This is a genomic window from Spiribacter halobius (assembly GCF_020883455.1).
In the GTDB taxonomy this organism is placed as follows: domain Bacteria; phylum Pseudomonadota; class Gammaproteobacteria; order Nitrococcales; family Nitrococcaceae; genus Sediminicurvatus; species Sediminicurvatus halobius.
The window spans coordinates 1437873-1450137 of sequence record NZ_CP086615.1 but is presented as its reverse complement, the minus strand read 5'-3'; the positions used below and the strand labels follow the sequence as shown (position 1 = coordinate 1450137).

At 72.3% G+C, this 12265-nt stretch carries 11 protein-coding genes; 8 read left to right on the top strand and 3 right to left on the bottom strand.

Annotated elements, in window-relative coordinates; all coding sequences use genetic code 11:
- Positions 1 to 293 precede the first annotated feature (293 nt).
- From LMH63_RS06570 to LMH63_RS06545, 6 genes are all read left to right on the top strand, one after another.
- On the top strand, positions 294 to 1799 hold the full coding sequence (locus LMH63_RS06570; protein ID WP_109677109.1) for a protein adenylyltransferase SelO: 1506 nt from the start codon (positions 294 to 296) through the stop codon (positions 1797 to 1799).
- A gap of 9 nt (positions 1800 to 1808) precedes the next feature.
- On the top strand, positions 1809 to 2345 hold the full coding sequence (locus LMH63_RS06565; protein ID WP_109677212.1) for a YgjV family protein: 537 nt from the start codon (positions 1809 to 1811) through the stop codon (positions 2343 to 2345).
- A 317-nt stretch (positions 2346 to 2662) separates the two neighbouring features.
- Entirely contained in the window at positions 2663 to 3436 is a 774-nt protein-coding gene (locus tag LMH63_RS06560) for a DUF72 domain-containing protein (RefSeq protein ID WP_109677111.1), read from the top strand.
- Positions 3437 to 3512: 76 nt separating this feature from the next.
- Complete coding sequence (locus LMH63_RS06555; RefSeq protein ID WP_109677113.1) at positions 3513 to 4571, top strand: NAD(P)-dependent alcohol dehydrogenase; 1059 nt, start codon at positions 3513 to 3515, stop codon at positions 4569 to 4571.
- A 48-nt stretch (positions 4572 to 4619) separates the two neighbouring features.
- Complete coding sequence (locus tag LMH63_RS06550) at positions 4620 to 4886, top strand: DksA/TraR family C4-type zinc finger protein (RefSeq protein ID WP_109677115.1); 267 nt, start codon at positions 4620 to 4622, stop codon at positions 4884 to 4886.
- 56 nt (positions 4887 to 4942) lie between these two features.
- Positions 4943 to 5293, top strand: coding sequence for a rhodanese-like domain-containing protein (locus LMH63_RS06545; protein ID WP_109677117.1), 351 nt, complete (start codon positions 4943 to 4945; stop codon positions 5291 to 5293).
- 19 nt (positions 5294 to 5312) lie between these two features.
- Here the strand turns inward: LMH63_RS06545 and LMH63_RS06540 are convergent, their stop codons facing one another.
- The 3 genes from LMH63_RS06540 to LMH63_RS06530 form a co-directional block, all read right to left on the bottom strand.
- Positions 5313 to 6278 (bottom strand): zinc-binding metallopeptidase family protein, encoded by a 966-nt coding sequence (locus LMH63_RS06540; protein ID WP_109677119.1) that lies wholly within the window; start codon positions 6276 to 6278, stop codon positions 5313 to 5315.
- A 113-nt stretch (positions 6279 to 6391) separates the two neighbouring features.
- The gene (locus LMH63_RS06535; protein WP_109677121.1) at positions 6392 to 7027 is read right to left on the bottom strand and encodes a carboxymuconolactone decarboxylase family protein; all 636 of its coding nucleotides are present in this window, start codon (positions 7025 to 7027) and stop codon (positions 6392 to 6394) included.
- 26 nt (positions 7028 to 7053) lie between these two features.
- Entirely contained in the window at positions 7054 to 8544 is a 1491-nt protein-coding gene (locus tag LMH63_RS06530; protein ID WP_109677123.1) for a pyridoxal-phosphate dependent enzyme, read from the bottom strand.
- Between the two features lie 172 nt (positions 8545 to 8716).
- Here LMH63_RS06530 and LMH63_RS06525 point away from each other — a divergent pair, with 172 nt between their 5' ends.
- Both LMH63_RS06525 and LMH63_RS06520 read left to right on the top strand, forming a co-directional pair.
- On the top strand, positions 8717 to 11671 hold the full coding sequence (locus LMH63_RS06525) for an ATP-binding protein (protein ID WP_158280321.1): 2955 nt from the start codon (positions 8717 to 8719) through the stop codon (positions 11669 to 11671).
- Positions 11672 to 11676: 5 nt separating this feature from the next.
- The gene (locus tag LMH63_RS06520; protein ID WP_109677127.1) at positions 11677 to 12216 is read left to right on the top strand and encodes a DUF4242 domain-containing protein; all 540 of its coding nucleotides are present in this window, start codon (positions 11677 to 11679) and stop codon (positions 12214 to 12216) included.
- Positions 12217 to 12265: the final 49 nt, after the last annotated feature.

Here is a 12265-nt window from a genome sequence, read left to right as displayed (position 1 = left end):
GCCCTGTCTGCCTGCAGGTGAAAAACGTACGTTGACATCCCTATCGGTCGGCCCGACGGTCACTTGACTGCACGCGCCAGGCCGCGACCGATGCGACCCTCTGGTGTGACACAGTTCACATCCGTTGGTTCCCGGTTGGCTGGAGTGCTCGCTCCACCCGTCACCGGCGGTGGCACCGCCTGCAGACGGCCCGAGCCACAAACGCGGTCAGAAGCGCCGGCATCCGCCGGGCCCCGAACTCGTTGCGCCGGCGCCTGTCCACACATTCCGACCGATTTCAGGATCCGATGGGTATGGCCACCGCGACCGCCGCACAGCCCGCGCTCCCGCTCGAGCCGAGCAGCTACCTCGCACTGCCGGAACAGTGCTATGCGAGGCTCGCGCCGACACCGGTCGCGGCGCCGTCACTGCTGCGCCTCAACCAGCCCCTGGCGGCCGGGCTCGGGCTCGACGCCGAGGCGCTCTCGGCACCGGAGGGCGTCGCGCTGCTCGCCGGCAACGCGCTGCCGCCGCGGTCCCAGCCCATCGCCCTGGCCTACGCGGGCCATCAGTTCGGCAACTGGGTGCCGAGCCTGGGCGACGGGCGCGCCATCCTCCTCGGCGAGCTGCGCGGTCTCGACGGCCGCTCGCGGGATATTCAGCTCAAGGGCTCCGGGCCGACGCCCTTCTCCCGCATGGGCGACGGCCGCGCGGCGCTGGGTCCGGTGATCCGGGAGTATGTCGTGAGCGAGGCCACGCACGCCCTCGGCATCCCCACCACCCGGGCCCTCGCCGTGGTGACCACCGGCGAGACGGTGCTGCGCCAGTGGGGGCCCGAGCCGGGGGCGGTGCTCACCCGCGTGGCGGCGAGCCACCTGCGCGTCGGCACCTTCGAGTACTTCTACCGCCGCGGCGACGGCGACGCCCTGCAGGCCCTCGCCGACTACGCCATTCGGCGCCACTATCCGGATCTGACCGAGGCACCGGCCCCCTACGCGGCCCTGCTGGAGCGGGTCGTCGAGCGCACGGCCGCGCTGATTGCGGCCTGGATGGGGGTGGGCTTCATCCACGGCGTCATGAACACCGACAACACCACCCTCTCCGGCGAGACCCTGGACTACGGCCCCTGCGCCTTCATGGATGACTTCCACCCGGATCGCGTGTTCAGCTCCGTGGACATCGGCGGCCGCTACGCCTACAACCAGCAGCCACGCATCGGGCACTGGAATCTCGCGCAGTTCGCCGAGTGCCTGCTGCCACTGCTGGCCGGTGACGAAGAGGCAGCCGTGGAGCGCGCGAACGCCGCGCTGGATCGCTATCCCGCGGCCTTCGAGCAGGCCTATCACCGGATGCTGCGGGCCAAACTGGGGCTGGAGACCGAGCGGGACGGCGATGTCGATCTCGCCCACGCCCTGCTCGGGGAGATGGCCCGCGCCGGCGCCGACTTCACCCTCACGTTCCGGCGACTCTCGGCCCTCGGTGCCCGCCCTGGCGACGGCGATGCCGCCCTGCGGGCGCCGTTCGAGGATCCCTCCGGGCTGGACGCGTGGCTCGAGCGCTACCGCGAGCGCCTGGCGGTCGAATATCGCCCCGAACAGGAACGCCGACGGGCCATGCGGGCCAGCAACCCCGCCGTCGTCCCGCGTAACCATCACGTTGAGCAGGTGATACGGGCGGCCCAGGAAGAGCGCGACCTCGCGCCACTGGACAGTCTGCTGGCGGCGGTCACGCACCCCTTCGAGGACACCCCGGACACCCCGCGCTGGGCGGAGCCACCCGCTCCGGGCGAAGCCGTCAACGTGACCTTCTGCGGGACCTGAATGGAGTCCATGACGCTCAGCTGGCTCGCCGGGCAGCTGCTCGGCCTCACGGCCCTGACGCTCTGCGTCGCGGCGTTCGCGAGCCGCCGCGACGACCGCCTGATGGTGCTGCTGATCTCCGCCAACGTCGCCTTCGCGCTGCACTTCCTGTGCTTCGGCAGCACAACGGCGGCGGCGCTGACAGCCCTTATCGTGCTGCGCATCTGCCTGGCACGACGATACAAGGGGAGCGTGGCCGTGATGGCCGCCCTGCTCATGGCAAGCGCCGCTGCGGCTGCCCTCACCTGGCAGAGCCCGCTGGATCTGCTGCCCCTGACCGCGGCCGTGCTGGGCACCATCGGCATGTTCCTGCTGCGCGGCATCCCCATGCGGCTGCTGCTGGCCGCCGCGGCGCTCGCCTGGACGCTGAACAATATCCTGATCGGCTCCATCGGCGGAACGCTGGCGGAGTTGCTGGTGCTCGCCACCAACCTGGTCACCATGCTGCGTCTCGCGCGGGAGCGCGAGGCAGCACCTGCGGGGGCCCTCCGGGAGGCACGGTCATGACGCCGGCAGGCATGAGCTGCCGCGCGGGGTGCGGCGCCTGTTGCGTCGTGCCCTCGATCAGCTCACCGATCCCGGGCATGCCCGGTGGCAAACCCGCGGGCGTTCCCTGCGTCCAGCTGACCGCGGACGGCCTCTGCGCCCTGTTCGGCGATCCGCGAAGACCGGCCGTGTGTGACGCGCTGAGGCCGGAGCCCGGGATGTGCGGCGACAGCCGCCGCGACGCCGTCCGCCGGCTGCGGGCACTGGAGGCCGCCACGCGCACGCCGTAGGCAGCACCATTGGCCAGAGGGCCCACCCCTGGCCCAGACTGACACGGTATGGCCGCTGAAGAACGTAACGGTGCCGTAGGCGTCCGCGTGGCCACGGCCGGCTGGCGCCTGCCCCCGGCATTGCAGCCGCAGCTGCCGGGGCCAGGGACGCACCTGGCGCGCTATGCCCGGCACCTGCCGGGCACGGAGATCAACGCCAGCTTCTATCGCCCGCAGCGCCGCGCGCTGTACGCCAAGTGGGCGGGCGAGACCGGCCCCGGCTTCCGCTTCGCGGTGAAGATGCCGCGGGCATTGACCCACCACCAGCGCCTGCGGGGTATCGACGGCCTGGACGAGTTCCTCGCCGCGATCGCCGGCCTCGGCAAGCGGCTCGGCCCGTTGCTGCTGCAGCTGCCGCCTTCGTTGCGCTTCGAGGCGGCAGCGGTGGACGGGTTTCTGGCTGCGCTTCGTGAGCGGCACGCCGGGCCCGTGGCCTGCGAGCCGCGCCACGCCAGCTGGTTCGATGGCGCCGCCGACCAGCTCCTGGCGCAACATCGGGTCGCCCGGGTAGCCGCCGACCCGCCGGTAACCGAAGGCGCCGACGAGCCCGGCGGCTGGCCGGGCCTGGTGTATTTCCGCCTGCACGGCCGGCCCCGACGCTTTTACTCGGCCTACGGCGAGGCGGATCTGGCCCGCCTCGCAGCACGGCTTCAGGCGCAGTCCGGCGAGATCGAGACCTGGTGCGTGTTCAACAACACCGCCACGGACGCCGGCCTGACCAACGCCCTCGATCTGCACTCACGGCTGCAGGGCACGCCCGCGTCCAGCGGCCGCGGAACCTGACCGGGGCCCTGCCGGTCGGGTGCTGGCGGGGCCAAGCGCTCCGCCCATCCTCATTCACCATCAGGAGATTCCCGATATGCCGCAAGCCAACGGCTACGCCGCGCATTCCCCGCAGTCCGGCCTGGCGCCGTTCCGCTTCGAGCGCCGGGAGCTGCGCCCGGACGATGTCGCCATCGCCATCGACTACTGCGGCGTCTGCCACACGGACATCCACTTCGTGCAGGACGACTGGGGCATGACCCAGTACCCGGTGGTGCCGGGACACGAGATCATCGGCCGCGTCACGGCCGTGGGCAGCGAGGTCACCGGCTTCCGCCCCGGCGACACCGTGGGAGTGGGCTGCATGGTGGATTCCTGCCGGGAGTGCGAGCCCTGCAGCCGCGGCCTCGAGCAGTACTGCCTGGAGGGCCCGGTGCTCACCTACAACGGCCAGGACCGGCGGGACGGCGGCATCACCTACGGGGGCTACTCGGACAGCATCATGGTCAACGAGCACTTCGTCGTGCGCGTGCCGGAGACGCTGGATCCGGCCGCCGCGGCGCCGCTGCTCTGCGCCGGCATCACCACCTACTCGCCACTGCGCCACTACGGGGTCAAGCCGGGCCACAAGGTGGGCGTGATCGGCATGGGCGGCCTCGGCCACATGGGGATCAAGTTCGCCCGCGCGCTGGGCGCCGAGGTGACGGTGTTCACCCGCTCCGAGAGCAAGGTCGGCGAAGCCCAGCGCCAGGGCGCCCATCACGTGATCGTGTCCACCGACGCGGCGCAGATGCGGGCGGCCGCCGGCAGCTTCGACTACATGCTCGACACGGTGCCGGTGCAGCACGATCTCAACCCCTACCTGGAGCTGCTGCGCTACGACGGCACCCATATCCTGGTGGGCCTGGTGGAGCCGGTGGAGCCGCCAGTGCATGCCGGCAATCTGCTGTTCGGCCGCCGTGTGCTCGCCGGCTCGCTCATCGGCGGCATGCCGGAGACCCAGGAGGTGCTCGACTTCTGCGCCACGCACGACATCGCCTGTGACATCGAGATGCTCGACATCCGCAACATCAACGAGGCCTACGAGCGGGTGAAGCGCGGCGAGGTGAAGTACCGCTTCGTCATCGACATGGCTACGCTTAAGGACACGCAGTAATCAGGCCGACGGCGGGGTGGAGCGCCCCGCTGTCCCCGGGAGGTGGCCATGGCCAAGGGCTGGGCTGACGAGGACGCCGTCCAGGATCAGATCGACAGCACGGTACAGGACGCGGTGGCGCGCGCACGTAGCGCCCTGCCCCGCGGGGTAAGCCTGACCCACTGCGAGGACTGTGAGGCCCGCATCCCCGAGGCCCGGCGGCGCGCCGTGCCTGGCGTACGCCTCTGTGTCGCCTGCCAGGAAGTCGCCGACCGCAACACGACCCCGGCGCCGGGCTACAACCGCCGGGGCAGCAAGGACAGTCAGTTGCGCTAGCTGTGGAGTATCACGAGACAAGCTAGCCCATACCCCACCTACCCGAGGACACAGACATGACCCGAACCATCAAGGACCTGGCCGACGAGGTACGCCCGAACATCCGTGAGGTCGACCCGGCCACCGCGCGCGAGCTGCTGCAGCAGGGCGCACTGCTGCTGGACGTCCGCGACCGCGAGGAACACGCCCAGGGCGCCATCGAGGGTGCCGTCAACATCAGCCGGGGCACGCTGGAGATGCGCATCGGCGAAGTCGCGCCCGACCCGGATCAGCCTATCGTCTGTCACTGCGCCGGGGGCCATCGCGGTGCGCTGGCCGCCGACGCCCTGCAGCGGCTCGGCTACCGCAACGTGGTCAACATCGCCGGCGGCCTGCGCGCCTACCGCGAGCACGAGCCGGCGGACTGAGCCGACCCCCGCTCCGGCCTCAGCGCCCCTGGGCGCCCCGGCGCAGCCAGTCGTGGACAAAGGCGAGCTTGCGCCTCGCCGCGTCGGAAAGCACAAACGGGTACAGGTCCGAGAGGCCCATGGCGCGGTTGACGTTATTCACGCCCACCGCGATTGAGGCCGCGGCGTGGATCAGACGCTCGGCATCCGGCTCCGCATAGGGGTCCCACCCCGGACCAGGTAGCTGCGGAGAGGACATCCCCGTAGCCACGAAGCTGTCCGCAATATCGGTGAGGTGCAGCAGGTGCGCGGCGGTCTCGGCCCAGTCCTCGTGTGGATGCGCCGAGGCGTAGGTGGTCAGGAAGCGCTGGGGCCAGTCCGGCGGTGGACCGTTGTAGTAGTGTTGCTGCAACGCCGCCTGGTAGTCGGCGCGCTCGTCCCCGAACACGGCACGGAACGCATCGAGAAAATCCTCGCGCAGGCTCAACCGCCACCAGAGCATGTGCGAGATCTCGTGGCGCATGTGGCCCACCATCGTGCGATAGGGCTCGTCCAGGGCCTGGCGGCGGGTGGCGCGCAGCACCGGATCGGCCTCCGCCACGCTGATCGTGACCACCCCCCCGACATGGCCCATGAGCACCGGCGTCGGGCCTTCGGCGAGCATGTGGAATACCGGCCGCGTGCCCGGATCCTCCGGGCGGAACCAGTGCCAGCGCCCCAGGTTGTCCAGGGTCCAGCGCTTGGCCGCCTCAGTCTGCGCCCAGTTGGGCATGGCGTTCGGGACCGAGGGATCGGGCGCCAGCGCGGTCATGGCGCAGGAGCGGCAGAACGCCCCGTGCTCCGGGGCGATCCAGTTGCAGCCGATCACCTCCCGATTGGCGCAGAACGGCGGCATGGGCAGGAATTCCCGCGCCTGCGGATCATAGGCCACGGGCGTGCCATCGGCGGTGGCGAGGTTGTCGAACCAGAGCGATCCGGGTCCGACGGGGTTGGCGAAAACGCGCATACGGTGGGGACTCCAGCGGTGAGGTACGGCTGCGGCGGCCGCGTGTCCCGACAGGGTCCTCTTCTTTGGGAGCCAGCTCAATGAGCTGGCTCGGTGCCCGGGACGGCGCGACCTCAGGCGGTAGACGGGATCATCTCCGACGGCCGCGCCGGGACGCGGCGCGCGGGTGCCTCGTCCAGCGGCCGGCCCAACGTCAGCCGCTCCCGCAGCGCCGGGTCCAGCGAGCGGAAATCGGCGTCGGCGCGGGCGCCGAGGCCTTCCACCAGATTCGCGAAGAAGCAACGGGCAGCCGCGGTAGCCGCCACGTCAAAGATCTCCGCGTCCGTAAGCCCCTGCGCACGCAACGCCTCGATGTCATCCTCCGTCACCCTGGGCGCGTCTGACGCCACCTTCCAGGCGAAGCGGAACACCGCGGCGTCCACTGGCGACAGCCCGGTTGTATCGCCCGCCGCAAGGGCCTGCAGGACGTCCGCCGGCAGCCATCGCAGCAGGGCGCAACCGTGCGCCAGGCTGCAATAGGAGCTGCCAAGGGCCTGAGCGGCCGCGAAGGTGGCGAGCTCGAAGCGATAGGGATCCATCGGTTGCCGGATGCCGGCGAGCAGCGCTCGCCAGAGATCCATCACCCCGGGCCGATGGCAGAAGGGTTTCGCGTAATTCGGCACGTAGCCGAATCGCGCCTGCTGGCGAAGATACATCCGACGGACGTCATCGCGGGCGTCGGCCGGCGTGGTCGTGGCGATGTAGCACATGGCGGTCTCCTTGCTTGATGGGTGGGTCAGGCACGCATACGCGGCTGCAGCCAGCCGGGCAGCAGACTCTGCGGATCCAGCGCGACGCCGGCCTCGAACGGCACGCCCGCGGCGGCGAGCCGGGTCTGCAGCGAGCCGTCGCGGTAGGCATCGAAGACCTCGGTACAGCCCCCGACGAGCTCACCGCCGACGAACACCTGCGGGATCGTGCGGGCGCCGCACCGCGCCGCCAGCACCGGACGGATGCGGCTGCCGAGATCGTTCTCCTGGAAGGGCACGGAATCGAGATCGACGCTGTGATAGGGGATGCCGAGGGCGGCAAGCAGCCGCCGTACCGACCAGCAGAACTCGCACCACTCGAGCGCGAACATCACCACCGGCTCGCGCGCCACCGTCTCGGCGACGAACCGCTCCGCCTCGACGTCGGTGGCCGCCGCCGCGGGTGCAGGGGCCGGCGCCGGGACGTCTGCCGGCGCATCGAACCGGAAACCGGGGGTAGAGCGGGAGAGCGCCAGCTCTTCTTCGGTCATGGTCTCGGGGATGTCCGCGAACAGCGGCGTCGAGAGATACCGCTCGCCGGTGTCCGGCAGCATGCAGACGATGTGACTGCCCGCCGGCGCACGCCTGGCCACCGCCAGCGCCGCAGCCAGAGTGGCGCCGCCGGAGGTTCCAGCCAGAATGCCCTCCCGGCAGGCCAGCTGCCGGGTCAGGCGCATCGCCTCGGCACCGGAGACCGGTACCACCTCGTCCACGAGCCCTTCGGCCACCGCCGCCTGGACCAGCGGCGAGACGAAGTCCGGGCTCCAGCCCTGCATGAGATGCGGCCGGAAGCTGGGGTGACTGCTGTAGACGCCGGCAGCGCTTGTCGCCGGCTGGGGGATACCGCTACCGAGCAACGGCGCGTTGTCCGGCTCGGCGACCACCACCCGGGTACCCGGGCTCTCCCGACGCAGCGCCGTGGCCACCCCCTTCAGCGTGCCGCCGGTACCGAAGCCCGTCACCCAGGCCTGCAGGGGCTCCCCCGCCAGGTCGCGCAGGATCTCCCGGGCCGTTGTCTGCTCATGGACCTCGGCGTTTGCCGCGTTCTCGAACTGCCGGCAGAGGAACCAGCCATGGGTTTCGGCGAGCTCGATGGCCTTGGCAAGCATTCCAGTACCCTTCTCCGAAGCCGGGGTGAGCACCACCCGCGCCCCGAGGAAGCGCAACAGTCGGCGGCGTTCGACGCTGAAGTTCTCCGCCATCACCACCACCAGGGGATAGCCCTTGCGCGCGCAGACCATGGCGAGCCCGATGCCGGTATTGCCACTGGTGGCCTCCACCACGGTCTGCCCCGGCCGCAGCGCGCCGCTGCGCTCGGCGGCCTCGATCACGGCGAGGGCCATGCGGTCCTTTACCGAACCCATGGGATTGAATGCCTCCACCTTGGCGTACAGGTGCACGCCGGACGGCGCCAGACGGTCGAGTCGCACCAGGGGCGTGTCGCCAATGGTGGCGAGGATGTCGTCGTAGCGGGCCATGTCGCTGCCTCCCGTGGGCCGTTGTCGTGTTACGGGAGTCAGCCTGCGACGGCAGCGAGGTAGTGGGCGTGGTATTGGGCGTGGTTTACCGACCCCATCGCCGACGGAGCCACCGGCCAGCGAACCGGACTATAATCAGGGGGATGGCCAGCTACGGCCCGCGGCGGTCCCCATGGCGACGTTAGAGCTCAGGTTCCTAGGCGATGTGGCGGTCCTGCACGACGGCACACCGCTGGCCCTGCCCCCCTCGCGCAAGACCCGGGCACTGCTTGCCTATCTCGCCCTGCAGCCACGGCGCTTCCGGCGCGAGCACCTCTGCGAGCTGCTCTGGGAGGTGCCTGACGACCCCCGCGGGGCGCTGCGCTGGAGCCTCTCCAAGCTGCGCCGGCTGGTGGACGAGCCCGGCCGGCCGCGGATCCAGGCGGACCGGCTTGGCGTGCGCTTCGACCCGGCCGGTGTCCGGATCGACGTCACCGAGCTGCATGAGCTGATCGCCGCCGGCCCCGATACCGCCTCGGTGGAGACCCTCGAATCCGCCGCCACCCGCCTCGGCGGGCACTTCCTGGAGGGTCTGGAGCTCACCGAGCTGCATGCCTTCCACGCCTGGTGCGTGGCGGAGCGCGAGCGCACCACCCTCGCCCAGGCGACGCTCCTGCAGGCGCTGGTGCAGCGTCTCGAGGGCGAGCCGGCGCGGGCACTGCCCTACGCCCAGGCGCTCACGGGGCTGCTGCCCTACGACGAGAACCTGCGGGCGGCGCTGATCCGTCTGCTGGTGGCCGCCGGCCACGCCGAAGAGGCGGAGCAGCAGTACCGGCTCGGGCGCCGCCTGCTGGCCGAGATCGGCGCTCCGCCCTCGGAGCGGCTCTACCACGCCTGGCGGGGTCCCCCCGGGGCGGCGGCACGGCCGGTGCCACGGGCGCCGGCACCGCCCGCCCCGCCCCGGGTGGCGGGCGCGCTGGTGGGGCGCGAGGCGGAGCTTGCGACGCTGCGGCAGGCGGCGACGGCCGCGGCGGGAGGGCGCGCCCAGGTGGTGCTGCTCTGCGGCGAGCCCGGCATCGGCAAGAGCCGCCTGCTCGCGGAGGGCGGCGCGCTGGCCCGGGAGGCGGGGGCCCGGGTGCTGTCCGCCGCCGCGTTCGAGGCCGAGGCGCTGCGCCCCTATGCACTCTGGCTGGATGCCCTGCGGGCGGAGGACTGCGCCCTCGCCGAAGCCGTGTTCGGCGAGGAGGCGGCGCGCGAGCGCCAGCGTCTGTTTGCGGGCCTCGCCGACCTGGTGGCCCGGGAAACCGCCGCCCGCCCGCTCGCCCTGCTCTTCGACGACCTGCAGTGGTGCGACGAATCCAGCGCCGCGGCCCTGCACTACGTGGCGCGCATGAGCCGCGGGTGTTCGCTGCTCGCGGTGCTCGCCGGGCGGGCCGACGAGCTGCGGGACAACGCCGCCGTGCAGCGCGCCCTGCGCGGCCTGCGCCGGGAAGGGCTGCTCACCGAGCTGCGTCTGGGTCCGCTGCCGAAGCCGGCGCTGCAGGCGCTGATCCACGCCCACGCGCCGACGGCGGACAGCGGGCGCCTGGGGCACCAGTGCCGGGGCAATCCGCTGCTCGCCATCGAGCTCGCCCGTGCCGAGGCCGCCGGCGGGCGGGTCGCCGAATCCCTGGAGGAGCTCGTCGCCGAGCGCGCCGCCCGGCTCGACGTGGAGGCGGGCGAGGTGCTGCAGTGGGCGGCGGTGCTCGCACCCCGCATCAGCCTCGGAGCGCTCGCGGACCTGACCAGGATGGACGGTGACCGCGTCGGCGTCGCCCTGGAGGCGGCGGAGGCCCAGGCCCTGCTGGAAACCACCGAACACGGCCCGCACTTCCCCCACGAGCTGATCGCCCGCGCCGTCTACCAGCGCATCCCCCCGGCGCGGCGGCGGGTCATGCACCGCCGGGTGGCCGAGCGGCTTGCCGCAGGCGAGGCGCCGGACCGCGAGCTGGCCGCGGACCTCGCCCACCACGCCGCGCTGGGTGGTGACCCGGCGCTCGCCGCCCGCGGCATGGTGGCGGCCGGCCGCCTCTGTCTGCGCTTCTTCGCCAACGAGGACGCCGCAAGCCTCGCCCGCAGCGGCCTGCAGTGGGTGACGGCGCTGCCGGAGGCAGAACGCGTGGGGCTGGAGCTGGAGCTGCGGGACATCCTCTACAGCGCCGTTCCGATCACGGACTGGGAGCGCGCCGCCGCCGAGTGCGTGGCCCTCGCCGAGCGGGCGCTGGATCACGGCGCCGCCGCCCACGCCCGGCTCGGCTACCACATGGCGAGTTACCTGCGCTGGGCTCACGGTCAGTGGAGCGGCGCCCGGGAGGAATCCCTGCAGGCCGAGCGGGTCACCCGCGGTGCGGGCGAGGCCGAACAGATCGCGGGCATGGCGGAGGCGGCGCGCTGCCTCGCCATGCTCGAGCGCGACCTCGGCCGCGCCGAGGCCCTGGCGCTGGAGGCGCAGGCACTGGCGAGCCGCCGCGGGATCCCCCATCACGCCATCCCGGCGGCGCTCGGCATGCTGCGTTTTCACGAGAATCGCCTGGACGAGGCCGAGGAGCGCCTGCAGGAGGCTCGGGCCCTGTCCAAGGCCGCCGGAGACCGGATGAGCGAGTTCCAGGCCAACGAGTACCTGGTGATGATCGACTTCGAGCGCGGCCGCCTGGAAGACGCGTGCCGACGCTGTACCGAGCTGGTGGCCATCGGCGAGCGCCTGCGCGAGGGCAGCGAGGCCCCATACGCCCGGGTGCTCCAGGGCCTCTGCCGCTACGCCCGGGAGGACGACCCCGGCGAGCTGGACCGCGCCCTGCCCGCGCTGCGCGAGGCGGATGCCCGCCACCGGCTGGCCTGCGCCCTGTCCCGGGCGGCGTTGCTGGACTTGGAGCGCGGACGCCCGGAGCGCGCCCGGGAACGGGCGCACGAGGCCCTCGAGCACGCCGAGGCCCTGGAGCGCGCCACCGAGACGCTGCTCGCGCGCCTGGCGCTGGCCGGGGCCTGCGAGGCACTGGGCGATGCGGCAGGCTACGCGCGGCAACAGGCCGCCATCGAGCGCCTCGCCGACGCCCCGGCGGCGGCCTGGGCGCGGGCCCGAGCCGCCGCCCGGCGCGCCGCGGAGGCCTGAGCGGCATGCGCGAGCTCACCCTGGCCCGGCACTTCGACCCGCCGCTCGCCCCCGGCCGGCTCGGCGCCCTCGCCCGGTCCGCCATGCCCTGCTTCAAGGCCCACCGGATCCGCTGGCGGGAGAGCTGGCTCGCCCGCGACGGGCGCCGCATGCTCTGCCATCTGCAGGCGCCGGACACCGAATCGCTCCGGCTCGCCCTGCGCGGGATACCGGGGGAGATCCTGGCCCTCTGGCCCGCCAGCGTGCACGACGCGCCCGACCCGCCGCGGGAGCCGGCCAACGTGGTGGTGGAGCGCAGATTCCCGGCGCCGGTGAGCTACGCGGAGGTGCAGGCCGTCGAGGACGCCGGGGCGTGGTGCCTGGAGACCCACCGGGTGCGCTTCGTGCGCACCTACTTCGCGCCCCACCGGCGGCAGATGTTCTGCCTCTACCACGCCCCCGACGCGGAGTCCGTGCGCCTCGCCCAGGGGCAGGCCGGCCTGCCCCTGGAACGGGTCTGGGCCTGCCGCTGGCTGCGGCCCACGGACCTCGCGGACGGCGCCTAGCCCGCATATCCCACCGATTCCACGAGCCCTACCACGCTCGTTTCCACGT

Excerpts from the sequence above, each read along its gene's own strand:
- LMH63_RS06570 (WP_109677109.1), top strand. The coding sequence starts at position 294 with ATGGCCACCGCGACCGCCGCACAGCCCGCGCTCCCGCTCGAGCCGAGC.
- LMH63_RS06565 (WP_109677212.1), top strand. The coding sequence starts at position 1,809 with ATGACGCTCAGCTGGCTCGCCGGGCAGCTGCTCGGCCTCACGGCCCTG.
- LMH63_RS06560 (WP_109677111.1), top strand. The coding sequence starts at position 2,663 with ATGGCCGCTGAAGAACGTAACGGTGCCGTAGGCGTCCGCGTGGCCACG.
- LMH63_RS06555 (WP_109677113.1), top strand. The coding sequence starts at position 3,513 with ATGCCGCAAGCCAACGGCTACGCCGCGCATTCCCCGCAGTCCGGCCTG.
- LMH63_RS06550 (WP_109677115.1), top strand. The coding sequence starts at position 4,620 with ATGGCCAAGGGCTGGGCTGACGAGGACGCCGTCCAGGATCAGATCGAC.
- LMH63_RS06545 (WP_109677117.1), top strand. The coding sequence starts at position 4,943 with ATGACCCGAACCATCAAGGACCTGGCCGACGAGGTACGCCCGAACATC.
- LMH63_RS06540 (WP_109677119.1), bottom strand. The coding sequence starts at position 6,278 with ATGCGCGTTTTCGCCAACCCCGTCGGACCCGGATCGCTCTGGTTCGAC.
- LMH63_RS06535 (WP_109677121.1), bottom strand. The coding sequence starts at position 7,027 with ATGTGCTACATCGCCACGACCACGCCGGCCGACGCCCGCGATGACGTC.
- LMH63_RS06530 (WP_109677123.1), bottom strand. The coding sequence starts at position 8,544 with ATGGCCCGCTACGACGACATCCTCGCCACCATTGGCGACACGCCCCTG.
- LMH63_RS06525 (WP_158280321.1), top strand. The coding sequence starts at position 8,717 with ATGGCGACGTTAGAGCTCAGGTTCCTAGGCGATGTGGCGGTCCTGCAC.
- LMH63_RS06520 (WP_109677127.1), top strand. The coding sequence starts at position 11,677 with ATGCGCGAGCTCACCCTGGCCCGGCACTTCGACCCGCCGCTCGCCCCC.